Source organism: Streptomyces sp. NPDC001904 (assembly GCF_040297005.1).
Lineage (GTDB): Bacteria > Actinomycetota > Actinomycetes > Streptomycetales > Streptomycetaceae > Streptomyces.
Map to the genome: position 1 here is coordinate 134,447 of NZ_JBEOYI010000018.1, position 24,897 is coordinate 159,343.

The following is a 24,897-nucleotide window of genomic DNA, read 5'->3' on the forward strand; positions in this document are numbered from 1 at the left end:
GGTGCTCCTGACGTAGGACATGCGGGTGCGGGTGCGTGGGCGGGTGCGTAGCGGGTCAACTGCCGCGCACGAAGGGCACGGTAAGGGCCGAGGGGGCGCGGCTGCGGCCGACGAGGCCGCTCACGGCGAGCAGCGCGAACACGTACGGGAGCGTGACGAGCAGCGGTGCCGACAGGTGCAGGCCGAGGGCGGGGGCCGCGAACTGGAGGGACTGGGCGAGGCCGAAGACGAGGCAGGCGAGCAGGGTCGGCCAGGCGCGCCAGCGGCCCGCGATGACGGCGACGACCGCGAGGTAGCCGATGCCTCCGGTGATGTTGTCGCTGAAGGCGTGCACTTCGGAGAGGGCGAGGTGGGCGCCCGCGAGGGCGGAAGTGGCGCCGGTGAGCAGGACGACGGCGTAGCGGATCGGCCGGACGGGGAGCCCGCACCGGTCGGCGGTGAGCGCGTCCTCGCCGACGGCGTCGACGGCGAGCCCCCAGGTCGTCCGGCGGCTCAGGGTGAGGGCGAGGAGCGCCGTGATCGCGAACGCCGCGTAGCCGAGGGCCGTCTGCTCGAAGAGTGCGGGTCCGAGCACGGGGACGGCGTGCAGTCCGGGCACCGGCAGGGGGTCGAAGCCGGGCAGGGCGCTCTCGCGGCTGCCGTCGCCGAACAGGAGCCGGGAGCCGAAGGTGGTCGCGCCGAGCGCGAGGGCGTTGGCGGTGATGCCGGTGACGATCTGGTCGGCGCGCAGGGTGACGCTGAGGAGCGCCTGAAGGGCGGCGAAGAGCAGGCCCGCCGCGAGAGCGGTGAGCACGCCGACGCCCGCGCTGCCGGAGGCGTGGGCCCCGGCGGCGCCCGCGAAGGCCCCGGTGAGCATCATGCCTTCGACGGAGAGGTTCAGGACGCCCGCGCGTTCGCTGAGCAGTTCACCGGAGGAGGCGAGGAGCAGGGGCAGCGCCATGCGGACGCCGCCGGAGGCGAGTTCGTCGACGACGGCGCTCATGAGCGGCTCCTCGTCCGGTGGGTGATCAGCATGGCGGCGGCGATGAACAGCACGAGCAGGCTCTGCACGATCTGGACGGTCTGGGCGGGCACCTGGGCGGCGAGCTGGAGGTTGATGCCGCCGCTGGTGAGGAAGCCGAAGAGCAGGCTGGCGGCGGCGACGGCGGTCAGCGAGCCCCGGGCGAGCAGTCCGACGACCAGGCCGGAGAAGCCGTAGCCGGAGGAGAAGTTCTCGGCGAGCACGTACGGTGCGGTGGCGATCAGGGCCGCCCCGGCGAGCCCCGCGAGGCCGCCGGCGAAGGCGAGCGAGCCGCCCTCCAGACGGGCGACGGGCAGCCCGAGGCGGGCGGAGGCGGCGGGCGAGTGCCCGACCGCGCGCAGCCGCACCCCGGTCGCGGTGTGCCGCAGGGCGATTCCGGTCCCGAGGGCGAGGACGGCGGCGATGACGACGACGGCCGTGGCGGGCGACTCGGCGCCGCCGATGAGCGGCAGTTGGGCGCCGGCGGGCAGCGGTGCGGACTGCGGCAGCGTCTCCGAAGAGGTGACGGGCTGGCGCAGCAGGGCCGCTTCGTGGACGGACACGGAGACGAGGCCGAGCCCGATGAAGTTCAGCAACAGGGTGGTGATCACCTCGCTGGTGCCGCGCCGCACCTTCAGCCAGGCGGCGATGCCCGCCCAGGCGGCGCCGCCGAGGAACCCGGCGAGCAGGACGAGGGGCACACCGAGCGCGCCGGGCACGGCGGCGGGCAGGGCGAGCCCGGTGGCGGCAGCGGCGGTGCCGCCCGCGCAGAGCTGTCCCTCGCCGCCGACGTTCACGAGTCCGGCGCGGTGGGCGACGGTGAAGCCGGTGGCGATCAGGGCCAGCACGGCGGCGGAGTTCAGGGAGCTGCCGATGGCGTACGGGGAGCCGAACATGCCCTCGTCGAGCGCGGCCCAGGCGGTGGCGGGGTCGGCGCCGGCCGCGACGACGAGCAGGATGCCGACGCCCAGGGCGAGCAGGGCGGCCAGGACGGCGACGGAGACGGGATGCCGGGCGAGGTCGGTGGGGCGCGGGAGCGTTCGGCGGCCCGGCGGGGACGCGGTGGTGGTGGCGGTCACGGGCTTCCTCGGAAGGTCTCGGTACGGGACGGAGGGGTGGGAAGGCGTGTCAGGACGTGGCCGGTGCCGGTGCGGCTGCATGTGCCGGGTCCGCACCCACCATCAGCTCCCCGATCCGGTCACGGGCCCCGGTGTCGCGCGGGTCGACGGGGCCGAGGAGGCGGCCCCGGTAGGCGACGAGGACGCGGTCGCTCAGGGCGAGGAGTTCGTCCAGTTCCGCGGAGACGAGGAGCACACCCGCGCCGCGTGCGGCGGCTTCCCTGATCCGGGAGTGCACGGCGTCGACGGCGCCGATGTCGAGGCCGCGGGTCGGCTGGGCGGCGGCGAGGGCGACCAGCGGGTCCAGGGCCAGTTCGCGGGCCAGGACGACCTTCTGCTGGTTGCCGCCGGACAGGGCGGACATCGGCGCGTCCGGCCCCGGGGCCCGGATGCCGTGAGCGGTGATCGCATCGGTGGCGGCCCGGGCCAGCGCGGGCCGGTCGAGGGCGACGCCCCACTTGCGGAACCGGCCGAGCCGCCCGAGGTGCAGGTTCTCCGCGATGGACAACTCCGGTACGCAGCCTTCGTGATGGCGGTCCTCGGGGACCACGCCGAGCCCGGCGCGGGTGCGGGCGGCGGGTCCGGCACCGGTCACGTCCCGCCCGCCGAGGGCGATGCGGCCGCCGGCCGGTGCGAGGGAACCGCCGAGCAGGGCCATGAGTTCGCTCTGCCCGTTGCCCTCGACCCCGGCGATGCCGACGATCTCGCCGCTGCCGATGTCGAGGTCGACGCCGTCGAGCGCGTGGGTGCCGTCGGGGCGGCGCACGGTGACACCGCTCAGCGCGAGGGCGGAGCCCGCCGCCCGGGACGTCTCCCGCTCGGCGACGGCGACCGGTTCGGCGAGGCCGACCGCTCCGGCGAGAGCCGGGTCCAGGGAGTCGGCGGCGCGGCCGATCATCATCGGCACCAGTCGGCGGGTGCCGAGTTCCGCGAGCGGGCCGCCGCCCGCGACCCGGCCGCCGCGCAGCACGGTCGCCTCGTCGCCGGCGCGCAGCGCCTCACCGAGCTTGTGCGTGACGAGGACGACGGCGCCGCCCGCGTCCGCGATGCTCCGGCACGTGGCGAGCAGCGCGTCGGTCTCCGTCGGGCCGAGGACGCCCGTCGGTTCGTCGAGGACGAGGAGTCGCGGCGAGCGCAGCAGCGCCTTGACGATCTCGACCTGCTGCCGGGCGGCCACCGGCAGCTCCTCGATCCGGGCGTCGAGCCGGACCTCCAGGCCGTGGGTGTCCCGGACCCGGGCGAGGGCGCGGTTGAGTCCGGGCAGGCGCAGCAGCCGCAGGTTCTGCTCGACGGTGAGGGTGGGGACGAGGCTGAAGTGCTGGTGGACGAGGGCGACTCCGGCGGCGAGCGCGTCGGCGGGGCGGCGCGGGGCGTACGGCCGTCCGTAGAGGGCGAGGGTGCCGGTGTCCGGGACGAGCGATCCGCCGACGGCGTGGCACAGGGTGGACTTCCCGGCGCCGTTCTCGCCGAGCACGCAGTGCACGGTGCCGGGGCGCACGACGAGGTCGATGCCGTCCAACGCCCGTACGCCGCCGTAGGACTTGGCGAGCGAGGTGATCTCGAGTGCGGGTGCCGGGTGCGTCATCGAGTGGTGATCTCCCCGGACACGAGCTTCGCCTTGATGGCGTCGAGCTTCTTCTTGGCGGCGGTCACCGTGTCGCCGCTGCCGCACAGCACGAGGTCGTTGTGCGGGGTGTCGAAGGTGAGGCCGAAGTGCACCGACTCCGCTTTCCAGGACCCCTTCACCAGCTGGTCGGTGGCGTACTCGATCTCGGCGCCGATGTCCGTCTCGACGTATCCGGCGTAGGCGGTGTCGGCGGCGCAGTCGTGGGCCAGGGGGCCGCCGACGAGGCGTCCGCCGCGGCCCGCGGCGGCCTGCGCGATGCCCTTGTGGCCGAGGTTGAGGACCTGGCCGAGGACGTCGGCGCCCGCCCCGTAGTCGGCGAGCGCGGACTGCTTGGACTTGGCGGCGTCGTTGAAGTCGCCGACGTACTGCGGCGCGAGCACCTTGACCTTCGGGTCGGCGGCCTCGGCGCCGCGCTCGAACTCCTTGGCCGCGTTGACGATGGCGGGCAGTTCGGCGCCGCCGACGAAGCCGACGGTGTCCTTCTTCGACAGCAGGGCGGCCGCCGCGCCGGACAGGAACGCGGCCTGGGCCTGCTGCGGGTCGTAGAGGGCGAGGTTCGCGGTGGGCTCGGCGTCGGCCGGGCCGCCGATCTCGGCGAACTTCACCTTCGGGAAGCGGGCGGCGACCTTGCGCACGGCGGCGTCGGTCTGCCCGCCGAGCGAGATCACCAGGTCGGAGTGGGTGGCGAAGCGGACGAGCGCCTGCTCGTAGTCGGCGGCCTGCACCTGCTCGACCTTGCTGAACGCGACCTTGCCGGTGTGCTGCTCCGCGGCGCGCCGATAGCCCCGGTACGCCGACTCCATGAACCCGTCGTCGGAGAGCGAACCGGGGAAGAGGACGCCGACCGTGAGGCCGTCGCCGGAGCCCTTCGGCGCGTCCTGCGCCGAGGACGCGCCGCCGCATCCGGTGAGCAGGGCGAGACAGGCTCCGGCCGCCAGCGCGCCGGGCAGGCGAAGAGGGGTGTGTGCCACTGAGGTGCCTCCAAAGGGCGGGGCCCGTGGGCCCGTTAGTGGTATACCGTTACGCGCCCTCAGTCTGGGAGCCGCATGTTGCCCGTGTGTTAGCGGCCGGTTAGCACTGCGCGCACTCCCCCGCGGTCCGCTTACTGTGAGATCCGGACCCGAGCGGAGGAGACCCTGGTGACAGCGGCACAGGCGGCGGGCGCGGAGCGCGGTTCGCTGCGCGACCGTGCGTACGACACGCTGCGGCGGCGCATCGTGGAGGCTCAACTGCAGCCCGGCGCGCGGCTGGTGGAGCGCGATCTCGCGGCGGAGCTGGAGGTCTCCCGGATCCCGCTGCGCGAGGCGCTGCGCCGCCTCGAGGCGGAGGGGCTCGTGGTCCTGGTGCCGCGGCGCGGGGCCCTGGTGTCGCCGTTCACGCCCTCCGACGTCCGCGATCTGTTCGACGTACGGGAATCTCTGGAGTCCCTCGCGGCGCGGCTCGCGGCCGAGCGGGCCGACGCGGAGGGGCTGGCGCGGCTCGCGAGCCGGCTGGACGCGGCGCGCGCGGCGACGCGGAGGCGGGACCGGGCGGCGATCGCGGCGGCGAACGCGGGCTTCCACACCGACATCGTGGAGCTGGCCGACAACCCGCTCCTGACGAGCATGATGCGCCCCCTGGAGGCGCGCACGCTCTGGCTGTTCCGGCTCACGGCGCAGCGGGACGCCGCCCGTCAGTGCGCGGAGCACGAGGAGTTGTACGAGGCGATCGCGGCCGGCGCCGCGGACCGTGCGGCCGCGCTCGCCCTCGGCCACGTCGCGGACGGGCGCGCCGAGTCGCTGGCGCTGGCGGCCGCCTGGTCGCATCCGGAGATCGACCCGCAGGCGGTCGCGGCCCGCAGGCGCAGGCGCGGCGCGTGACTATCCGGCGTCCGGCCGGTCCACGGTGTCCGCGCCCTCCAGCGGGGCCCGTTCGAGATGGGCCACGGCTTCGGGGGCGAGGGAGCGCAGCCGGATCAGGCCGGAGGCGGTGAGGGTGCGGCAGACGGTGTCGCCCTCGGCGAGGACGCGCCGGGCGATGCGGGCCGGGAAGTCGGCGGGGGTGAGCGCCGCACCGGGACCGGCGGACCAGGTGCGCAGGGCGGGTACGGCCTTGGCCGCGTCGGCGCAGACGGCGAGGCGGCCGGATTCGACGTACCAGAGGACGATGCGTTCGCGCAGTTGCCGTGCCGGGGGTGCGACGCTCTCCCCGTCGGGGAGCCGCAGGGTGTCGAAGGCGTCGGCGAGGGCGGACCGCAGCCCCGGGTCGATGCGGCCGAACAGGTCGCACTCGCCGAGCGGCACCGGTGCGGCCGGGTCGAGACCGAGCTCGGCGAGGAAGGCGTCCTCGCAGGACTCCAGGGCGCGGCCGAGGTCGGGGAACTCGTCGGCGGCGTGGACCATGGCCTGGCGCTGGTCGGGGTCGGCGAGCACCATGCGCACGTCGCGACCGCGCAGGCTCTCGCCGAGGGCGCGCAGCAGGTCGGCGGCGACGGGTTCGATGCGTCCCACACGTGTGAGGTCGAGGGCGAACCAGCCCACCGCAGCAGGGAGTTCGCGGGCGGCGCGCAGGGTCTGTTCGGCGGTGGCGAAGTCGAGGTCGCCCTGCATGACGTGGACGCGGATGCGGTTCGGGTGGGCTTCGAGTGCGGCGCGCTGGTCGCGCGGGCGGTGCCGCAGGGAGCGCAGCGGCGCGGGGTCGAGCGAGCGGGGCGGCATCGGGCGCCGCTCGGGCACGCTGGCCCGCATCAGGTGCAGCCCGAACTGGTCGGACAGGAGGTGGCAGGCGGCGATGCCGCGCACGCTGTTGCCCTTCTCCTCCAGCGGCGGGCTGAACACGCCGATGCCGAACTGGCCGGGCAGCGCGACCCCGATGGCGCCGGAGACACCGCTCTTGGCGGGCATGCCGACCTGGAGCATCCACTGGCCCGACGCGTCGTACATGCCGCAGGTCGCCATGACGGCGAGGACGTGCTGGGCGTGGCGCGGGGCGACGACGCGTGTCCCGGAGACGGGGTTGATGCCGCCCGCGGCGAGGGTGGCGTGCATGACGGCGAGGTCGTCGCTGGTGACGAGGACGGAGCACTGGCGGAAGTAGACGTCGAGCTGGTCCTCGACGTCGCCGGTGAGGGAGCCCGCGTTGTGCATGAGGTAGGCGAGGGCGCGGTTGCGGTCGCCGGTGGCGCGTTCGGAGGCGTAGACCGCCTCGTCGACGGCGAGCGGCCGGGCGGCGAAGGCGCTGAGCCCGTCGAGGATGCGGTCGAAGCGCGCCTCGGGGGTGTCTCCTGCGACCAGCGACGTGGTGACGATGGCCCCGGCGTTGACCATCGGGTTCGGCGGGCGCCCGGTGCCGGGTTCGAGCCGGATGGAGTTGAACGCCTCGCCGCTCGGCTCGGCGCCCACCCGGGCGAGCACCTCCTCCAGGCCGCGGTCGGCGAGGGCGAGCGCGAACACGAACGGCTTCGACACGGACTGGACGGTGAACGGCGCGTCCGTGTCGCCGCTGCCGTAGACCTGTCCGTCGAGGGCGCACAGGCTGAGCCCGAAGAGGTCCGGGTCGACCCGGCTCAGCTCGGGGATGTACGAGGCGGGCGCGCCGCCGCCCAGATCGCGCAGGCTGCGGCGCACCTGGTCGAGGAGTCCGCTCAGCGGGTCGCCCGGGGGGCCTTCCTGGTCGTGTCGCACCCGTCCATCGAAACCCATGGAGCGCCGCTCCGCGCCCCGGCAGACTGCCCCCATGACCGAGAACGATCACAAGAACGACCTGCTGCGTTACCTCCAGGACGCCCGTGAGGCGCTGGTGTGGAAGCTGGACGGGCTGAGCGAGTACGACGTGCGCCGCCCCCTCACCGGGACCGGAACCAACCTCCTGGGCCTGGTGAAGCACCTCACCGGGGTGGAACTGGGGTATCTCTGCGACACCTTCGGCCGGCCGCACGGCGAGCCGCTGCCCGACTTCGAGGACGGCGCGGATCCCAACGCGGACATGTTCGCCGCCGCCGACGAGTCGCGGGAGCTGATCGTGGAGCGCTACCGCAGGGCCTGGGCCCTGGCCGACGCGACGGTCCGCGCCCTTCCGCTCGACACGTCGGGCACGGTGCCGTGGTGGCCGGCGGAGCGCGCCGCGATCACCCTGCACCACGCGCTGGTCCGGACGCTGTCCGACACCCAGCGGCACGCGGGCCACGCCGACGTCCTGCGGGAGGGACTGGACGGGACGGTCGGGTACCGGCAGGACAACGACTCGCTGCCCTCGCACGATCCGGCCTGGTGGGAGGAGCTCCGCGACCGGCTGGAGCGGATCGCCCGGGAGGCCGGACCGGGCGCCCCGCAGACCGGGCACGAGTCCGGGACCTGAGCCCGCGACGGCCGGGACGAAGGGCCTCACTCCCCTGGCCCAAAGCCCCGTTCGCCACCGGTCACGCCGGGCGAGGATGTCCGTGACGCCGAAATTCCCGTCCGAGGAGAACCCGATGCAAGCACGTGTCGCCGTCGTCTACTACAGCGCCACCGGCAACGTCCACGCCCTCGCGGAGGCCGTCGCCGAAGGTGCCCGGAGCAGGAATGCCGACGTGCGGCTGCGCCGGGTGCCCGAGCTGGCGCCGGACGCCGCGATCGACGCCAACCCGGCCTGGCGCGCGCACGTCGACGCGACCCGGGACACGGTGCAGGAGGCGACGCTCGAGGACCTGGAGTGGGCGACGGCGTACGCCTTCGGCACGCCCACCCGGTTCGGTACGCCGGCCGCGCAGCTCAAGCAGTTCATCGACACGACCGGTGGGCTGTGGAACGCGGGTGTCTTCCACAACAAGCCCGCGACGAGCTTCACTTCGGCGATGAACCGGCACGGCGGCCAGGAGTCGACGATCCTCGCGCTGAACAACGTCTTCTACCACTGGGGCTGTGTCATCGTGCCGCCCGGCTACACCGACCCCCTGATCTTCGACGCGGGCGGCAACCCCTACGGCGTGAGCTGGCCCAGCGGCGGCGGCGAGGGCCCGGACGAGGCCGTCCTCGAGGCCGCCCGCTACCAGGGCCGCCACCTCGCGGACATCTCGCTGCGGCTGGAGTCCTGAGCGGAGGCGCCGGCCGCCGTGCTCAGCCGTCGTGTCCGCAGGGGCCCGAGTGATCGCAGTACGGCTGGTGGGCGCTGGCGCCGCACGCGCAGAGCAGGGCGCGGGTCTCCCTCCGGGGGCCCGCGCCCGTCCGCGTCTCCAGATCCCCGCGCACGGCGAGCTGGCCCGACGCGGTCCGGGCGATGCTCGTCGGCGTCCGCGGCTGTTCGCCGGTGCCGTCGGCGAGCCGGTAGGTGAGGGCGCCCGAAGGACAGCGGCGGACGACCTCGGCGACGTCCGGTGCGGCCGCCGCGTCCGGCGCGATCCAGGGGCGGCGCGCGGTGTCGAAGACCTCCGGCAGACCGCCCACGCACTCGGCGGCGTGCAGACAGCGGGCCGGTTCGAAGGTGACCTCGATGTCCTGGCCCGCGTACGTCTTCCGCTGGGCGGCCATCAGACGCTCGCCCCGCGCGGGGTGGTGGATCGGGACACGGCGCACTCCAGTGGTGGAACGGGGTGGACGCGCCATTCTGGATGCGCGCGCCGGGGGAAGGCCGTCGGCCGCGGCGGCGCGTCCGCGTACGTCACTCCCCTGGTGGCCGTCCGGCCGGTTCAGTCCTCTCGGTGGCGCAGCAGCAGCATCGCCGCGTCGTCGTGCAGCGGGCCCGCCGCGTGCTCGACGAGATCGGTGCGCAGCCGCTCCAGGGCGGCCTGCGGATCGGTGTCCTTGAGGAAGGACATCCGCTCCTCCAGCGGATAGAACGTGCCGTCGCCGTCGCGGGCCTCGCTCACCCCGTCCGTGTAGAGCAGCAGTTGGTCGCCGGGCGCGAAGGGGACGGCGTACGGTACGGGCTCGTCGCCGCCGTGCACGCCGAGGCCGAGGGGCAGGGCGTAGTGCGGCGGTTCGGGGAACTCGGTGGTGCCGTCGGCGCGGGCGAGCAGCGGAGCCGGGTGTCCGAAGTTGAGGAACGTCGCCTCGCGGCCGCCCGCGGCCACCTCGACGAGCAGGGCGCTGACGAACCGCTCGCCGAGCAGTTCCCGCTCCAGGGCGCGCTCGAGGCGCTTGCCGAGCCCCGCCAGTTCGGCCTCGTCGTGGGCGGCCTCGCGGAACGCACCGAGCACCAGCGCGGCGGTCTCCACGGCCTCCAGGCCCTTGCCCTGGACGTCGCCGATGATGACGCGGGTGCCGCCCGGGGCGACCACGACCTCGTACAGGTCGCCGCCGATCCGTGCCTGGGCGACGGCCGACGTGTAGGAGACGGCGACGCGCAGCGCACCGGCGACCCGCGGGACCGGCCGCAGCAGGACGCGCTGCGCGACCTCGGCGATGGAGCGGACACTGGCGAGTTCGGCGTCGCGGCGCTCGCGCATGACGACCGCGCCGAGGGCGGCCGCGGTGACTCCGGCGACGCTGATGGACGCGATGTAGACGCGGCGCTTGCCGAGGGTCCCGTCGGACGCGGCGAGCAGCACGCACAGAAGTACGGCGAACGCGCCGATCCGTGCGGTGCGCCGCTTGCCGCCGCTCAGTCCGGCGAAGGCGGGGCCGAGCGCCATCAGGGACAGCAGGCCGAAGCCGGTCGGCGTGACCAGCTCGGCGAGCACCACCACGCCCATCACCGCGTACGGCAGGGCGGCGAGGGCCCGGGCGGCCGGGAACTTCGCCTTCGTCATCGCTCTCCCCGTCAGGACGGCCCGTCGGCGTTCGGACATGTCGCGCCTTGAGCGTATGCGGGGTTTCTTGGGAACGGATGAGATAGAGGCAAATCCGCGACCGGAGGTGACGCTCCGTCAGCGTGCGGCCACTCAGGCCGAGTCGTGCTGCGCGGCGAGCCGCACCGGGGTGTTCTGGGCGCCGTACCCGCGGTAGCCGCCGTCGCGCTGGACGAGCTCGAAGAAGACGCGGCCGACGGTGCGGGTGTAGCAGTGCCGGAAGGTGCCGTGGTCGTCCTCGTCGTAGAGGATGCCGAGTTCCCGGTAGGCCTCCAGCTCGCCGGGGGCGAACGTGTGGCGGGCCGCGAGGTCGTCGTAGTAGTTGCCGGGTACGGCGAGGAGTCGGCCGCCGGCGGCACGGAAGCGGCGGGCGGCGATGATCACGTCGTCGGTGGCGAGGGCGATGTGCTGGGCCCGGTCGTGGTCGTCGGCGGGGCCGGGGCCGACACCGAGGGCGAAGCGGACGCTGCCGTCGGCGGTGGAGAAGGCGCGGCTGCGCAGCAGTCCGTACGGGTCGGCGACGTCGACACTGGCGCGGGCGTCGAGGCCGAGGACCGCGCGGTGGAAGAGCGAGGCCTCGTCGAACTGGTGCCAGGGCTGGGTGAGCGCGAGGTGGTCGACGCGGCGCACGGTGCCGGGCGCGGGCTCCTCGCCGGTGGGTGCGAAGTCCGCCTTCCAGTCGGGGAGTCCGGGGCGGTCGGTGGCGCAGAAGAAGAGTTCGGTGCCGTCCGGTGCGGCGACCGCGTCGAGGAGGACGTCGCCGGTGCCGCGGCGGCGCGGCAGCACCGGTGCGAGCAGCGCCTCTGCGCGGCGGGCGGCGCCGGCCGGGTCGGGGCTCTCCAGGCCGACGGCGGCGACGACGGTCCCGTCGCGGCGGGCGGCGGGCCCGGTGTTCAGCAGGATGCGGGCCCGGCCCTGCTCCCACAGGTCGACGGGCTTGCCGCGGTGGCGGCCGGTGCGGGTGAAGCCGAGGGCGGTGAGCAGGTCCGCGGCGGGGGCGATGTCGGGGGTGACGAGTTCGGCGAAGGCGATGCCGGTGGGGACGACGGGGGCGGGCAGGTCCCCCTCCCCCACGGCTTCCCGCAGGGTGAGGAGCGAGCGCAGGGCGTCGACGGCGGCGGGCCCGGCCTCGGCCTGCCGGAACACGTCGTTGAAGACCTCCAGGGACAGCGGCCCGCGGTAGCCCGCGCGCAGCACGTGCCGCAGCAGACCGGCGACGTCCAGGTCGCCCTGCCCGGGAAAGCAGCGGTAGTGGCGGCTCCACTGCAGCACGTCCATCGCGAGGCGCGGCGCGTCGGCCAGTTGCAGGAAGAAGATCTTCTCGCCGGGGATGTCCTCGATCCCTTCGAGGTCCTTGGGACCGGAGCCGCGGGCGAGGATGTGGAAGCTGTCGAGGCAGGTGCCGAGCGCCGGGTGGTCCGCGGCCTCGACGATGCGCCAGGCGTGGTCGTACGTGTTCACGTGGCGCCCCCAGGCGAGCGCCTCGTAGGCGATCCGGATCCCGGACTCGGCGGCCCGGTCCGCGAGACGCGCCAGTTGCTCCGCCGCGAGCGCGTCGTCGTCCCGGGCGAGCGGGGAGACGCTGGAGCAGACGAGGAGGGTGTCGGCGCCGAGCCGCCGCATGACGCGGAATTTGTGCTCGGCGCGGCGCAGGTTGCGCGCGAACACGTCGGCGGGCACCGCCTCGACGTCGCGCATCGGCTGGTACAGGTCGACGGTCAGGCCGAGGTCGGCGCAGCGGGCGCGGATCTCCTCGGGGGTCAGCGGGCTGGCGAGCAGGTCGTTCTCGAAGATCTCGATGCCGTCGAAGCCGGCGCGGGCGGCGGCGGTGAGCTTCTCGGTGAGCGAGCCGCTGAGCGAGACTGTGGCGATGGAGGTGCGCACGGCGGACTCCCGGTTAATGTACGAACTGGTTCGTTACTCATATCAAGCGCAGCGCCTCCTGGGAAGGGACGCGACACCGCCGGACCGGAAAGGCGGCTTCTACAATCACCACCAGTACAGGCCACCGCACGTCCGCCCGCCGCCCGAAGGATCGATCCTGATGACCACCACGGAAGAACCGGCGCGGCGCGAGGGCCGCATCCGCGACGCGGCCCGCACCAGGGCCGAGATCCTCGCGGTGGCCACCGAGGAGTTCGCCCGGGCCGGGTACACGGGCGCCCGGGTCGACGAGATCGCCGCCCGCACCCGTACGACGAAGCGGATGATCTACTACTACTTCGGCGGCAAGGAGCAGCTGTTCACCGCGGTCCTGGAGCGCAGTTACACGGTGATCCGCGAGGCCGAGCAGGACGTGGACGTCGAGCACCTCGACCCCGTCGCCGCGATCCGCCGGCTCGCCGAGCTGACCTTCGACCACCACGAGGCGCACCCGGACTTCATCCGCCTGGTGAGCATCGAGAACATCCACGACGCCGAGCACATCACCGCGTCGCAGACGCTGAGTTCGCTCAACTCCCCCGCGATCGACGTGATCCGCCGGATCCTGGAGGCGGGCCGGGCCGAGGGCGTGTTCACGGCGGACGTGGACGCGGTCGATCTGCACGCGATGATCAGCTCGTTCTGCTTCTTCCGGGTCTCCAACCGGCATACGTTCGGCGCCCTGTTCGGCCGCGACCTGACCGCCGCGGACCGCCGCGAGCACTACCGGACCATGCTCGGCGACATGGTGATCGCGTACCTCACGGCTTCCTAGCCCTCGACCGACGACCGGCCGCGACACACCTCTTGACAGGCCGTTGACACCGGCGCAACATCTCAGGCCATCCACTACTAACTATCCAGTGGGTTAATTAACCGGATGCCGAGCCGAGTGCTTCCCGTCCCCCGAAGGAGCCCGTGTGTCCGTCCCCGCACCCCCGCCGCCGCAGGGCCAGCCACGCAAGGCGGCTCTCGCCGCCTGGATCGGCAGCGCCCTGGAGTACTACGACTTCTTCATCTACGGCAGTGCCGCCGCGCTGGTCTTCCCGAAGGTCTTCTTCGACGAATCCGATCCGGCGAACGCGGCGCTGCTCTCCCTCGCGACGTTCGGCGTCGCCTACGCGGCCCGCCCCGTCGGCGCGCTCTTCCTCGGACACGTCGGCGACCGTCTCGGGCGGCGCACGATCATGGTGTTCACGCTGGTCCTGATGGGCCTGTCGACGTTCCTCATCGGCTGTCTGCCGACCCGCGACCAGGTCGGCGGGCTCGCACCGGTCCTGCTGGTCCTGTGCCGGGTGCTCCAGGGCGTCTCCGCGGCCGGCGAGCAGGCCAGCGCGGGCTCGATGTCCCTGGAGCACGCGCCGGAGCACCGCCGCGCGTACTTCACGAGTTTCACGCTGAGCGGCACGCAGGCCGGTCAGCTCCTGGCCACCCTGGTGTTCCTGCCGGTCGCCGCGCTGCCGGAGGACCAACTCCTGTCGTGGGGCTGGCGGATCCCGTTCTGGCTGAGCCTCGTCGTCGCCGTCGTCGGCTACGTCATCCGGCGCACCCTGGAGGAGCCGCCGGAGTTCGCCCGGCAGGCGGCCCGGACCGGCAAGGCCGCCCCGCTGCCGCTCGTCGTGCTCCTCACCGAGCACTGGGCGGGGCTGCTCCGGGTCGTCGCGGGTGCGCTGGTCGCCTCGGTGAGCACGATCTTCACGGTGTGGGCCCTGTCGTACGCGACCAGCGACGCCGTCGGCATGGACCGGTCGGCCATGCTCTGGGTGGGCGCCCTGGCGAACGTGGTGGCGCTGGGCGCGATCCCGCTGTGGGCCCGGCTCGCCGACCGGATCGGGCGGCGCCCGGTGTACCTGGTGGGCGCCGCCGGCAGCATGCTGACGATGTCCGGCTACCTGTGGGCGATCTCCACGGGCTCGTACATCCTCACCTTCGCGCTCGGGATCCTGGCCTTCGGTGTCGTCTACAGCGCGGCCAATGCGGTGTGGCCGGCGTTCTACGGAGAGATGTTCCCGACCCGGGTCCGGCTCTCCGGGATGGCGATCGGTACGCAGATCGGCTTCGCGGTCGCCGGGTTCGCGGTGACGTTCGCGGCGCAGATCGCGGGCCCGGACGGCGACGACTGGTTCGCGGTGGCGCTGTTCACGGCGGCACTGTGCGTACCGCCGGTGATCGCGGCGCTGACGGCGCGCGAGACGTTCCGGGTGCCGACGCCGCAGCTGGGCGAGCGGCCCGCGGGCGGTGTGCCGGTGGAGGACGCGCGGGGCGCGACGGTCTGACGATGCGCCGGGGGCGGCCGGGGACGCGGTCCGGGCTCATGTCCGTGGCCGCCCCGGCCGCCCTCCTTCAGTCGCGGCCCACTTCTTCGCGGCCCACACCTTGGTGGTCCGCCCGCTCGTGGCCCGCGCGCTCCAGACCGGCGCGCTGCGCCGCGGAGTGGAGGACCTTGAGCGCGACCATCAGGACCCCGATGTCGTCCAGGTAGATGGGGTCGGGCAGCAGGTCGACCGGTGAGATCGTGTAGATCACCGCGGTCCAGAACAGGGCCTTGTCGCGCAGCGGGATCCCCGCGTCGACGAGCAGCCGCCGGGCCTTGAACACCCGCACGAGCAGCACCGCCGCGGCCACCACCATGGCGAGGACCACGATCGCCGCCAGTACGAGCCAGGTGTTTCCGTCCATGAATCCCCTCCGTGCCCCCGCGCGCGGTCCGGGTGCGCCGCGCCGTACGTCACGCGATCATTGAGCCCGGATCCCGGCCCGCACAAGGAGGACGGTTCGTGCTCATCTACGTGGCGATGATCCTGGGGGCGGTCAGTGTGGTCTGCATAGGTCTCACGGCCCGCCGGCTCGCGACGGACCGTTTCGCGCTCACACCACCCCTCACCGCCCTGTGCACCGCTCTGCTGTCGGTCGCGCTGATGCTGGCCGCGGCCTACACCGGCCAGTGATCAGTAGGCCGTCCCCTCGCCCTCCTCCACCAGGTGCATGGCGGCCTCCTCGGCCGACGCGGCGCCGCCGCCGAATCCCACGTCCGTGGCGACCATGTCCTTCTCGGCGTCCTCGTGGGCGCCTTCGTCAGGGGCGACGAGCCGTCCCGCGCGCAGCGTCCCCACCTCGTTGTCGAACGGCTCTCCGGCGCCGCCGGTCAGGTCACCGATGCCGTCATCGGCTCCCTCGCCCGACTCGAGGGCCTCGTACTCCTCGACGACGGGGTCCGGGCGCTCCTCGGCCAGCCGCTCGTCGAGGGTCTCGCCGTGCAGTCGCTCCGCCGCCGTGGTCCCGCTGTGCTCGACACCCAGCGGCCGCTCCGGCGGCGACCAGCCCTCGTCGTACGGGTCGACCCCGCGGTCGTAGAGGGTGTCCTCCACCTCGAGGATGCCCTCGTCCTCCCGGGCGTCCGGATCACCCGGCTGGTACACCTCGTCACCCATGGCCGTCATGTCACTCGGCTCGGTCATCCGGTGTCTCCTCCTTCCGGGATCCCCGTTGTCTTCCGTCCCTGTCGCCTATCCAGTCTGCGCCCGATCACGCCCGTCGGCCGTGCAGGCGCGACGGGTGTGATGCGGCTCCCCCGGGCGCGCGGGCGCGAGGATGCGCGTGCGCGGCGGAGCTGTCCTGCCGAACCCGCCGGTTCGGGGACAGGGAGGTACCCCATGGGGTGGGGCTGCGCCGCGATCCCTTAAGTGATCTTGCCGGGGTGGAAACCTTGTCGTGTCCGCCTCCCGTGCCGCACGGCGCGGGAGATCCGTCCGTCGTCTCCCGCGGAACGAGGTCGTCGCATGCGCCGCACCGGATTCCTCTCCCTGTCCCTCTCCCTGGCCGCGCTCCCCGTGCTGGTCGTCGCTCCTTCGGGCACGGCGGCCGGGGACGGCGCGCTCACCGTCACCGCACCCGCCACGGGCTCGGTGCACCGGGCGGGCGCCAGCGTCTTCGTGACCTGGCGCAACACCACGGGACAGGAGCTGGACATGTGGCTCGTGCACGGCGGGGACGGCCGGGTGATACGGCTCGCGGCCAAGCTGAGCGGGGCGGCGGAGGGCGAGTCCGCCACGGTGCTGCCGACCGTCGTGAACGGCGACGGCTACGCGATCGAGCTGGCCGCCCGCGCGGGCGGCGCCCGTGCCTACAGCGGCTCGTTCGCCGTCGCCCCGCAGCTCCGCGCCGCGCGCTGACCGGATTCCGCCAGCACGGCGGACACGCCGCCCCCGTCCGTCAGGGGGTCGTCGTGATGTCGTGCCGTACGGTCCCGGCGTCCGGGGCGACCGTGACCAGTTCGGCGCGGGGCGCGTGCCGCTCGCCGGAGACGACCAGGGTGTGGGTGCCGGCCGGGACCGTCTCCACCGTGTAGGCGCCGTGGTGCACCTGCGCCTTGGCGAGGCGCTTGCCGCGGGCGCTGATCACGGTGATCCAGGCGGGGCAGCCCTCGGGGTGGAGGTCGCAGCGCACGGTGCCGGTGAGCCGGGTGGTGCCGGTCTCGCGGGTACGGGCCTGCGGTTCGCCCCAGGCGGCCATCAGCGCGCGGGTGGTGCGCTGCATCGGTGTGGTGGCGGCGGGCGCCGTGCGGCCCGGCGCGGCCACCGGGAGGCCGGCCTGCTCGGCGTAGGCGGCGAGTGTCTCGTCCAGCGCGGCGATCTCCCGCAGCGCGGTCCGCAGCCGGCCGGCGCGGGGGCCGGGCGCGGCGGGGGCCAGCTCGGTCTCCAGTTCACGGACCAGCGGGCCGACCCGTCGCCAGGCGCCTTCCGGTTCGCCGGTCGCGTAGAACCGGTCGAGTTCCTTCAGGGACGCGGTGAGCGTCTGGGTCACGAGGCGGGCCCGTTCGGCCAGGCGCGGGGGCAGGTCGACGTCGATGTCGGCGGCCGCGGCGAGCGAGCGGGCGTGTCCGGTCGCCGTGGCCAGCAGTGCCACCCGGTGGTCGGCGGACGGGCCGCGCACCCCGAGCGGCATCCGCACCAGTGGCTGGACGATGCCCTGCACCTGGAGCAGGGCGGCGTCCACGGTGCGGGCGGCGCCGCGCAGCCGGACCGGCGCCTCGGGCCCGTCCCAGCGCTGCTCGACCTGCTGGATCACCTGGGCGAGCGCGTCGACCCAGCCGCGCTCGGCCTCCTTGACGACGGTGCGGCGCGAGAGCGGGAAGATCAGCGCGGCGCAGGCGGTGGCGACGAGGATGCCGATGCCGTTGTCCAGGATCCGCTCCCCCAGCAGGTGCTCCATGCCGCTGTCGGGGGTGGTCATGCCGTAGAGCTGGGTGAGGGCGACGACGAGGCCGACGACCCAGCAGGCGTAGGCGCGCTGGATGCCCCAGGCGCCGAGGGACAGCCCGGCGACGATGACGGCGAGCGTGGCGTAGACGTGGTCGCGGCCGATGAGGTGGAGCAGGACGATGCCGAGGACGGCGCCGATTGCGGTGCCGACCATGCGGTGGGCGAACTTGCGCAGCCGTTCGTGGGTGGTGTTGGTGCCGAACAGCGTGATCATCACGCCGACCAGGCCCCAGTAGAAGCGGTGCGGGTCGATGGCGTCGGCGATGGGGCAGACGATGGCGGCGGCGATCGCGGCGTGCGCGGGGACGCGGATGTAGGGGACGACGCGGCGCCAGCCGGTCTCGGAGCCCGCGGCGAGGACCCGGCGGGCCGGCCCCGCGGAGCCCGGGAGGCGGTTGTTCTCCAGGGCGACCGTGGGCTGGAAGGGGACGTCGGCCGGGTTGGCGCAGGTGCGCCGGCCGAGGGCGAGCCAGTTGCCGAGGGCGTCCGCGAGAGTGTTCAGGAGGTCGCCGGTGCGCCGGGCGAGGACGGCGGCCTCGACGTCGTCGGGGGACGCCGTGGCGTCGCGGAGGATCGCCTCGGCCCGCTCCTGGATGTGGGCGGCGGCCGGACGCAGCCCCTCGGCGCGGCCCAGCGGGGTGTCGCGCGCCAGGACGAGGCCGACGGCGAGGGCTTCGCGCAGCGGTCCCGGCACGGGCAGCCGGGTCAGATCGGCGGCGGCCTGGCCGATGCCGCGCAGGGCCAGCTCGGCGTCGAAGAGGTGGCGGTGCAGGAGTTCGGCCGCGGCCGGGTCGGCGGCGACCTCGGGCTGGGCGAGCCGGCCGTCGATGGTGACGGTGGTGACGTTGAGGCGGCGCAGGGCGCGTGTCATCCGACGCACGGCCCGCTGCTGGTCGGCGTCCGGGTCGAGCGCGTCGACGGCGGCGTCGGCGACCCGGCGGGCCTCGACGACGAAGGCGCGCTGGGTGCGCAGCAGGTCCTCGCGGGGCATCGGGAAGCAGAGCAGCAGCCGGGTCGCGAGCACGGCGGCCGCGGCCACCAGGGCGACGGCGAAGGCCTTGCCGACGAGGGAGGCGGGGATCCCGGCGAGCATGCCGACCATCAGGCCGTTGAACAGCATCATGCCGGTGATCAGGGCGAACGGCCCGAACCTGGCGAGGAGGAAGGTGAGGGCGAGCGCGGCGACCATGAGGGTCATCTGCGTCAGGCGCCGCCCGTCCAGGCTCGCGCACACCCAGAGAACCGCGCTGTAGGGGAACGGCATCCACAGGATGGCGCGGGCGAGCCGGTCCCAGGTGTTCTCGGCGACCGCGAAGGCGCTCATCAGGCCCATCATCCCGGCGACCATCATGCCGATCATGGCGGGGATGTTCAGCGCCTGGGCCATCCAGTAGCCGACGGCGAGGGAGGTGACCATGGCGACCAGTGACCGCCAGCCCGACTGCAGCTGGCCGAGTCCGGGGTCGGCGGCGAGCACCCAGTCCCACCATCTGCGGGGTCCGGCGACCCGGTGCGGGGCGAGACCCGCGTCGGCGGTGCTCTCGGTGGTGACGGACAGGTCAGGCAGGGTGCCCGGGGTGGTCAACTGGCCTCCGATTCAACGGTCTTCGCGGAAGTGTTCTGGGCGATCAGGGCATCCACCAGCGGGGTGATGGCGCTGCGTGCGGCGGCGACCGCGCGCTCGGACTCATCGGTGCTCCCGGCGCCTCCGTCGAGAGCGGTGAGCAGGGCGGCGGCCATCCGCTGCCGGCCCCGCTCGAGCAGGCCGCGCCCGGCGGCGCTGAGCGAGGTCTCCACGGCCCGCCGGTCGTCCTCGCAGCGGCGCCGCTCGACGAGCCCGGCCTCCTGGAGCTGCTGCAGGATGACGGTGACCCGGGGCTGGGCCATCCCGGTGCGGGCGGCGAGCGCGGTCACCCGGCTCGGCCCCTGCTCCAGCGCGTCGAGCACCGCGACCTGACTGCGGGTGAGTCCGAACTCGCCCGCCCTGAACAGCATTTGGGACAGTGCCGCGATCCCGCGCAGGAGCCCTCGGGCAGCACTTTCGATGCGCTGCGTCCCGACGTCGACCGGGTCGACGACCGGACCGCCGCGCGACCCCTCAGATAGATGCATATAGAAAGAATATACATGTCTAATACATCCACTCGCGCAGGGGGGCCGCCCCGATGTCGCGCGGGGCCGGGGCGACGTAGCGTGACCGGCATGTGCTGGAGTGCGACGGCGGATCTGGTGGCGGGCAGCGCGATCGGCGCGGTGGGGATCGCCTGCGTGGCCCGCGCCGCCCGCACCCGCCCCCGCGCCCTGCCGCTGGCGGCCCTCCCGCTGCTGCTCGGGGCGCACCAGATCGTCGAGGCGCTGATCTGGAACGACGCCGGCGGCAGCGGACCGGCCACCGTGGCGTGGGCGGTGATCGCGTTGCCACTGCTCCCCCTGTGGGTGCCGCTGGGCGTCCTGTGCGCCGCGCCGCCCCACGCGCGCCGTCGACTGGCGCTGCCGCTTGCGTCCGGCGTCGTCACGTCGGCGGTCCTCGCCCAGGTGCTGGCGACGAGTACGGTCACGGCCGAGGTGCGCGGGCACACGATGGGTTACGCGATCGGGCTGCCGCACGCTCCGTGGCTGCTCGCCGGATATCTGCTCGCAACGATCGGCTCGCTGCTGCTGTCCGGCGAGGCCGGTCTCGTCCTGCTCGGTGTGCTGGCGGGGGTCGGCGCGGCCCTGTGCGCGGCGCTGTGGCGCTGGGAGTTCATCTCGACGTGGTGCGCCTGCGCCGCCGTCTGCTCGCTGGTCCTGTACGGGTGGCTGCGCGGCGCCGCCCGTGCGGGCCGGGCCGCCGTCAGCTGAAGCTGCGCCGGTACGCCTGCGGACTGACGCCTGTGGTGCGCTTGAAGCGGTCGCGGAAGGCCGTCGGGGAGCCGAAGCCGACCTGTGCGGCGATCCGCTCGACCGGGTGTCCGGTGGTCTCCAGCAGGTGCTGGGCGCGGCGGATGCGCGCGCGGTGCAGCCACTGCAGCGGTGTGGTGCCGGTCTGTTCGCGGAAGCGGCGCATCAGGGTGCGGGTGCTGACCCCGGCGCGGTCGGCGATGTCGGCCAGGGCGAGATCGCGGCTCAGATTGTCCTGGAGCCAGGTGAGCAGCGGCTCGAACGTGGAGCCCCGCGGGGCGGGCGGCTGGGCGTGGACGATGAACTGGGCCTGTCCGCCCTCGCGCTCCAGCGGCATGACGGACAGCCGGGCGGCGTCGGCCGCGACCGCCGAGCCGTAGTCGCGCCGGATCATGTGCAGACAGAGGTCGAGTCCGGCGGCGGCGCCCGCCGAGGTGAGGATCTGCCCGTTGTCGACGTAGAGGACGTCCGGGTCGACGTCGATCCGCGGGTACGCGGCGGCGAGCGCGTCGGCGGCGATCCAGTGGGTGGTGGCGCGCAGCCCGTCGAGCAGTCCGGTCGCCGCGAGCGGGAACGTGCCGGAGCAGATCGAGGCGATCCGCGTACCGTCCGCCGCGGCCGCGCGCAGCGCGTCGCGCACGGCGGGCGGGAGCGGCGCCAGGGGCTCGGCCGTCCCGGGCACGACGACCGTGTCCGCGCCGCGCAGCCCGTCGAGCCCCCACGGCGCCCGGATCCGGAAGGCGCCGGCGTCGACCTCGGGCGTCTCGGCACAGACCCACACCTGATAGCCGGGACGGCCGTCGGGAAGCCGGGTCCGCGCGAACACCTCGATGGGGGTGGACAGGTCGAAGGGGATCACCTGGTCCAGGGCGAGCAGCGCGATGGTGTGCATGGCCAGAATTTACCCCACCAACGAAAAGTCGCCAGAGGCGTCTGTCAGCGATGGTGTGGCAGCAGCCCCTCTCACCACGCTGTCGCTATCCCGTCGAAAGGTGTCATGAATGCCACTGGGAGGGAGATCATCCGCTGTCTAGCGTCGGGGACGGCGCCGGCGCGGACCGGGGCCGTCCCCGACGAAGGACCATGAAGGACTCGCCCCATGCACGTACAGATCGTCCTGTTCGACGGCTTCGACCCGCTCGACGTCATCGGCCCCTATGAGGTCCTGCACGCAGGAGGTGCCGCCTCGGACGGGGCGGTGAGCGTCGAGCTCGTGTCGGCCGAGGGCCCCCGGGAGGTGGTCGGCGGTACCGGCGGTCTCGCGCTGCGGGCCACCGCCGCCCTCGATCCCGCGCGATCCGGTGTCGTCCTGGTGCCCGGCGCCGCCGGCCGCGTCGGCGACCCGGACGGGGAACCCGACCCGGACGCGGCCGAGCCGTCGATCCCGGTACTGCTCGGCCGCACGCTCTCCACGGAGCTGCCCGCGCTGCTGAAGGCCGCCCTGGACCGCCCCGGCACCGTCCTCGCGACGGTGTGCGGCGGCGCGCTCGTCCCGGCCATGGCGGGCCTTCTCGAAGGACGCCACGTCACCACCCATCACCTGGGCCACGACCTGCTGGACGCCACCGGCGCGATCGCCGTGCGCGCCCGGGTCGTCGACGACGGGGATCTCGTCTCGGCAGCCGCCGTCACGTCGGGTCTGGACCTCGGCCTGTATCTGCTGGAGCGCGAGGTGGGGCCGCGGATCGCCCACGCGGTCGAGGAGCTGTTCGGGTACGAACGGCGCGGCACGGTGTGGCACCCGCACGGGCCGCTCCCGGCCGTCCTCTGACCGCCCGCTCCCCCGCAAGAACCGATCAACCATCATTTGAGGAACATCCACATGAACGTCGCAGGCACCTGGGACCTGACCGTCTCCACTCCGATCGGCACCCTTCAGGCCGTTCTCGAACTCCACGACAAGGACGGTGAGTTGACGGGCGTGGCACACGGGGCGGGCGAGGAGGTCGCCCTCACGGACGTCGCGCTCGACGGCGACCGGCTCTCCTGGCGGCAGGCCGTCACCAGGCCGCTGCGGCTGAACCTCGCGTTCGCCGTGACCGTCGAGGGCGACACCCTCGCCGGGACGTCCAGGGCCGGGCGGCTGCCCGCCTCGAAGGTCACCGGCAGCCGCCGGGCGGCCGCCCCGGCGGACGGTGCCTGATCATGACGAAGCTCCTGCTCATCCTGCACGTGCTGGCCGCCGTCCTGGCCGTCGGACCGGTCGCCGTGGCCGCCAGCATGTTCCCCGCGACGCTGCGTGCGGCGCCCGGTTCGCCGGGCGGGGGCGACACGGCGGCGACCCTGCGCGTCCTGCACCGCATCTGCCGGGTGTACGCGGGTGTCGGGCTCGCCGTGCCGCTGTTCGGGTTCGCCACGGCGAGCAGTCTCGGCGTCCTCGGCAGCCCGTGGCTGATCGTGTCGATCGTGCTCACGGCCGCTGCCGCCGTGGTGCTCATCGTGGGGATCCTGCCCGGCCAGGAGGCGGCCCTCGCCGCCGTCGAGGAGCCCGGCGCCGGAGGGCCGCGGCTGTCCGCCGGGCGGCTCGCCATGGTCACCGGAATCTTCAACCTGCTGTGGGCCTCGGTCACGGTCCTGATGATCGTCCGGCCGGGTTCGACCACCGGAGGCTGACCCAACACCCTTGTCTGGCAGCGTAGTTGAACAGCCGTCGAACACTGGGCGAAGGGCGGCGCCGGACTCTCCTGGGCGGCCGGGAGAGTCCGTACCGTCAACGCATGGGACGGCTCGACATCACCTTCACGATCGCGGGCCTGGCGCTCGGCGTGCTCTCCATGGCCACGCCGTTCATCGCCGACCTGCGCGCGCGGCGCAGCAGACGCATCGGCTTCCGCAAGCAGATGGACATCGCCATAGGGCACAACGGCCCGCCGCACGCGTCGGATCCACGGCTCGGCCTCTTCAACGACCTGCCCTCGATGCGCGACGCGACGCTCGTGCTGCTGCGCATCGAGAACGACGGCACCCGGCACATCGAGGAGTCCGACTACATCCACTCCCCGCGGGAGTACGGGCTGACGGCCGAGTTCACCGGGCGGCGCATCGAGGCGCAGGACGTCACGCTGCCGCCGGGGCACACCAACCTGATGGGCTACTTCGAGGACGAACCGGGACTGCGCGTGGTGGGGTCGAGCACCCTGCTGATCCCCCGGGTGCCGCTGCGGCCGGGCGCGTTCTACAAGATCCTCGTGCTGCTCACGGGCGGCGAGGAGGGCGACCCGGTCACGGTCACCGGGGACGTGCGCGACGGCAGCCTGCACGAGAACCACAGCCTCACTCCGGACGAGAAGCCGCCGGTGTTCAGCAAGCGGGCCCGCTGGACCACGGTCGTGCTCGGCCTCTGCCTGATCGCCTCGGTCACCTTCCCGCTGCTGCTGCCCCCCGCGCTGCCCGCCGACTGCGAGACCGGCTCCCTGCGGCTCACCGGCTCGACCGCGTTCGAGCCGGTCCTGAACGAGCTCGCGAAGCAGTACCGGGACCACTGCCAGGACAGGCCGACGATCACCGTCGCCGCGTACGGCAGCCGCACCGGGGTGCGCGAACTCGCCCTGTCCGGCGGCGAGCCGCAGCAGGGAGCGAGTGTCGTCGCGTTCTCGGACGGGCCGCGCCCGGCGAGCTACACGGGGCTCGGCGAGAGCCGCATCGCGGTCTCGCTGTTCACCCTCGTCGTGCACGACGACGTCCGCCTGAAGAACCTCTCCGTCAGCGACGTGCGCCGCCTCTACCGCGGCGAGATCCGCGACTGGTCGCAGCTCGGCGGCCCGCGTCTGCCGGTCGTGCTCGTCAGCCGCAGCTCCGGGTCCGGCACCCGCTCCGCGCTGACCAACCGGGTCCTCGGCGGCACGGACGAGCCGCCGGCCACGTCGGACGACTGCGTGAACCGCACCGTGCGCGGCACGTCGTCGGTCCTGCGCTGCGAACTCGACTCCACCGAGCAGGTCCTCCAGGCCGTCGCCCGCACCCCCGGCGCCCTCGGTTACAGCGAGCTGCGCGCCGGGTCGCCACCGGACGCGCCGCACGGACTGCACACGGTGACGCTGGACGGCCGGACCCCCGACCCGGACCGGCTCGACAAGGGCGGCTACCCGTACCGCGAGATCGAGTACGCCTACACCTACGGGCGTCCGCCCGCCGACTCGCTGGCCTCCAGTTTCCTGTCGTACGCGGTCGACAACGGCACCGGCAAGGGCGTGGTCGCCGCCCACGGCCACCTGCCGTGCGGGACCCCGGTGGGACTGCGGGTGTGCGGCAAGGGCGACTGACGGCGCCGCTCCCACCAGGACACCTCCGAGGGAACGAACGTACAATTTACGGGTATTCCGGGCACTCGGAAGCGCAGGTCC

The 24,897-nt window shown here is 73.8% G+C and carries 25 protein-coding genes; 12 read left to right on the plus strand and 13 right to left on the minus strand.

The annotated features are described in order from the left end of the window. Positions 1–55: 55 nt before the first annotated feature. Genes ABT127_RS26215 through ABT127_RS26230 form a run of 4 tightly spaced genes read right to left on the minus strand, consistent with a single transcriptional unit; the run spans position 56 to position 4,716 of the window. Positions 56–982: an ABC transporter permease gene (locus ABT127_RS26215; protein ID WP_351454677.1), complete on the minus strand. Its 927-nt coding sequence runs from the start codon at positions 980–982 to the stop codon at positions 56–58. Next, on the minus strand, positions 979–2,079 hold the full coding sequence (locus tag ABT127_RS26220) for an ABC transporter permease (RefSeq protein ID WP_351454680.1): 1,101 nt from the start codon (positions 2,077–2,079) through the stop codon (positions 979–981). The genes ABT127_RS26215 and ABT127_RS26220 overlap by 4 nt, the downstream gene beginning before the upstream one ends. A 49-nt stretch (positions 2,080–2,128) precedes the next feature. Next, positions 2,129–3,703, minus strand: a complete 1,575-nt coding sequence (locus tag ABT127_RS26225) for an ABC transporter ATP-binding protein (protein ID WP_351454683.1) — start codon at positions 3,701–3,703, stop codon at positions 2,129–2,131. Next, the gene (locus ABT127_RS26230; RefSeq protein ID WP_351454685.1) at positions 3,700–4,716 is read right to left on the minus strand and encodes a BMP family ABC transporter substrate-binding protein; all 1,017 of its coding nucleotides are present in this window, start codon (positions 4,714–4,716) and stop codon (positions 3,700–3,702) included. Before ABT127_RS26230 ends, ABT127_RS26225 begins: the two co-directional genes overlap by 4 nt. Before the next feature lie 168 nt (positions 4,717–4,884). Here ABT127_RS26230 and ABT127_RS26235 point away from each other — a divergent pair, with 168 nt between their 5' ends. Next, a complete protein-coding gene (locus tag ABT127_RS26235; RefSeq protein WP_351454688.1) occupies positions 4,885–5,604 on the plus strand; it encodes a GntR family transcriptional regulator in 720 nt (239 codons plus the stop codon). On the opposite strand, the gene glsA is transcribed toward ABT127_RS26235, so the two are convergent. Further along, positions 5,605–7,407 carry a glutaminase A gene (gene glsA / locus ABT127_RS26240; protein ID WP_351454690.1) on the minus strand — a complete coding sequence of 601 codons (1,803 nt, stop codon included), beginning with the start codon at positions 7,405–7,407 and terminating at the stop codon, positions 5,605–5,607. A 52-nt stretch (positions 7,408–7,459) separates the two neighbouring features. Between glsA and ABT127_RS26245 the strand changes: the two genes are divergently transcribed. Next, a complete protein-coding gene (locus tag ABT127_RS26245; protein ID WP_351454693.1) occupies positions 7,460–8,080 on the plus strand; it encodes a DinB family protein in 621 nt (206 codons plus the stop codon). A gap of 115 nt (positions 8,081–8,195) precedes the next feature. Continuing rightward, on the plus strand, positions 8,196–8,798 hold the full coding sequence (wrbA, locus tag ABT127_RS26250; RefSeq protein ID WP_351454695.1) for an NAD(P)H:quinone oxidoreductase: 603 nt from the start codon (positions 8,196–8,198) through the stop codon (positions 8,796–8,798). A 22-nt stretch (positions 8,799–8,820) separates the two neighbouring features. Here wrbA and ABT127_RS26255 read toward each other — a convergent pair whose 3' ends face one another. The 3 genes from ABT127_RS26255 to ABT127_RS26265 all read right to left on the minus strand — a co-directional run bounded on the left by ABT127_RS26255 (position 8,821) and on the right by ABT127_RS26265 (position 12,374). After that, a complete protein-coding gene (locus tag ABT127_RS26255) occupies positions 8,821–9,231 on the minus strand; it encodes a (4Fe-4S)-binding protein (protein ID WP_351454697.1) in 411 nt (136 codons plus the stop codon). A gap of 158 nt (positions 9,232–9,389) precedes the next feature. Next, the gene (locus tag ABT127_RS26260) at positions 9,390–10,451 is read right to left on the minus strand and encodes a PP2C family protein-serine/threonine phosphatase (protein WP_351454699.1); all 1,062 of its coding nucleotides are present in this window, start codon (positions 10,449–10,451) and stop codon (positions 9,390–9,392) included. 132 nt (positions 10,452–10,583) lie between these two features. Continuing rightward, positions 10,584–12,374: a bifunctional sugar phosphate isomerase/epimerase/4-hydroxyphenylpyruvate dioxygenase family protein gene (locus ABT127_RS26265; protein WP_351454702.1), complete on the minus strand. Its 1,791-nt coding sequence runs from the start codon at positions 12,372–12,374 to the stop codon at positions 10,584–10,586. Between the two features lie 160 nt (positions 12,375–12,534). Between ABT127_RS26265 and ABT127_RS26270 the strand changes: the two genes are divergently transcribed. Together ABT127_RS26270 and ABT127_RS26275 are read left to right on the plus strand one after the other, a co-directional pair. After that, on the plus strand, positions 12,535–13,188 hold the full coding sequence (locus tag ABT127_RS26270) for a TetR/AcrR family transcriptional regulator (protein ID WP_351454705.1): 654 nt from the start codon (positions 12,535–12,537) through the stop codon (positions 13,186–13,188). Between the two features lie 145 nt (positions 13,189–13,333). After that, complete coding sequence (locus tag ABT127_RS26275) at positions 13,334–14,689, plus strand: MFS transporter (RefSeq protein ID WP_351454707.1); 1,356 nt, start codon at positions 13,334–13,336, stop codon at positions 14,687–14,689. A gap of 67 nt (positions 14,690–14,756) precedes the next feature. On the opposite strand, the gene ABT127_RS26280 is transcribed toward ABT127_RS26275, so the two are convergent. Continuing rightward, complete coding sequence (locus ABT127_RS26280) at positions 14,757–15,092, minus strand: YkvA family protein (RefSeq protein ID WP_351454710.1); 336 nt, start codon at positions 15,090–15,092, stop codon at positions 14,757–14,759. Positions 15,093–15,190: 98 nt separating this feature from the next. Between ABT127_RS26280 and ABT127_RS26285 the strand changes: the two genes are divergently transcribed. Next, positions 15,191–15,361 (plus strand): hypothetical protein, encoded by a 171-nt coding sequence (locus ABT127_RS26285; protein WP_351454713.1) that lies wholly within the window; start codon positions 15,191–15,193, stop codon positions 15,359–15,361. On the opposite strand, the gene ABT127_RS26290 is transcribed toward ABT127_RS26285, so the two are convergent. Continuing rightward, on the minus strand, positions 15,362–15,871 hold the full coding sequence (locus ABT127_RS26290; protein ID WP_351454715.1) for a DUF5709 domain-containing protein: 510 nt from the start codon (positions 15,869–15,871) through the stop codon (positions 15,362–15,364). A 321-nt stretch (positions 15,872–16,192) separates the two neighbouring features. Here ABT127_RS26290 and ABT127_RS26295 point away from each other — a divergent pair, with 321 nt between their 5' ends. After that, on the plus strand, positions 16,193–16,585 hold the full coding sequence (locus tag ABT127_RS26295) for a Ser-Thr-rich GPI-anchored membrane family protein (protein ID WP_351454717.1): 393 nt from the start codon (positions 16,193–16,195) through the stop codon (positions 16,583–16,585). A gap of 40 nt (positions 16,586–16,625) precedes the next feature. Here the strand turns inward: ABT127_RS26295 and ABT127_RS26300 are convergent, their stop codons facing one another. Together ABT127_RS26300 and ABT127_RS26305 are read right to left on the minus strand one after the other, a co-directional pair. Further along, positions 16,626–19,259, minus strand: a complete 2,634-nt coding sequence (locus ABT127_RS26300) for an FUSC family protein (RefSeq protein WP_351454720.1) — start codon at positions 19,257–19,259, stop codon at positions 16,626–16,628. Further along, positions 19,256–19,786 carry a MarR family winged helix-turn-helix transcriptional regulator gene (locus tag ABT127_RS26305; RefSeq protein WP_351454723.1) on the minus strand — a complete coding sequence of 177 codons (531 nt, stop codon included), beginning with the start codon at positions 19,784–19,786 and terminating at the stop codon, positions 19,256–19,258. The genes ABT127_RS26300 and ABT127_RS26305 overlap by 4 nt, the downstream gene beginning before the upstream one ends. 90 nt (positions 19,787–19,876) lie before the next feature. Between ABT127_RS26305 and ABT127_RS26310 the strand changes: the two genes are divergently transcribed. After that, positions 19,877–20,515 (plus strand): DUF6629 family protein, encoded by a 639-nt coding sequence (locus ABT127_RS26310; RefSeq protein WP_351454725.1) that lies wholly within the window; start codon positions 19,877–19,879, stop codon positions 20,513–20,515. Here ABT127_RS26310 and ABT127_RS26315 read toward each other — a convergent pair. Further along, positions 20,508–21,446 carry a GlxA family transcriptional regulator gene (locus ABT127_RS26315; RefSeq protein ID WP_351454728.1) on the minus strand — a complete coding sequence of 313 codons (939 nt, stop codon included), beginning with the start codon at positions 21,444–21,446 and terminating at the stop codon, positions 20,508–20,510. The genes ABT127_RS26310 and ABT127_RS26315 overlap by 8 nt on opposite strands. A 207-nt stretch (positions 21,447–21,653) precedes the next feature. Here ABT127_RS26315 and ABT127_RS26320 point away from each other — a divergent pair, with 207 nt between their 5' ends. From ABT127_RS26320 to ABT127_RS26335, 4 genes are all read left to right on the plus strand, one after another. After that, positions 21,654–22,325 (plus strand): DJ-1/PfpI family protein, encoded by a 672-nt coding sequence (locus ABT127_RS26320; protein ID WP_351454731.1) that lies wholly within the window; start codon positions 21,654–21,656, stop codon positions 22,323–22,325. Positions 22,326–22,376: 51 nt separating this feature from the next. Beyond that, positions 22,377–22,697: a hypothetical protein gene (locus ABT127_RS26325; RefSeq protein ID WP_351454734.1), complete on the plus strand. Its 321-nt coding sequence runs from the start codon at positions 22,377–22,379 to the stop codon at positions 22,695–22,697. A 2-nt stretch (positions 22,698–22,699) separates the two neighbouring features. Next, positions 22,700–23,167, plus strand: a complete 468-nt coding sequence (locus ABT127_RS26330) for a hypothetical protein (protein ID WP_351454736.1) — start codon at positions 22,700–22,702, stop codon at positions 23,165–23,167. 104 nt (positions 23,168–23,271) lie between these two features. Then, positions 23,272–24,816, plus strand: coding sequence for a PstS family phosphate ABC transporter substrate-binding protein (locus tag ABT127_RS26335; RefSeq protein WP_351454739.1), 1,545 nt, complete (start codon positions 23,272–23,274; stop codon positions 24,814–24,816). Positions 24,817–24,897 lie beyond the last annotated feature (81 nt).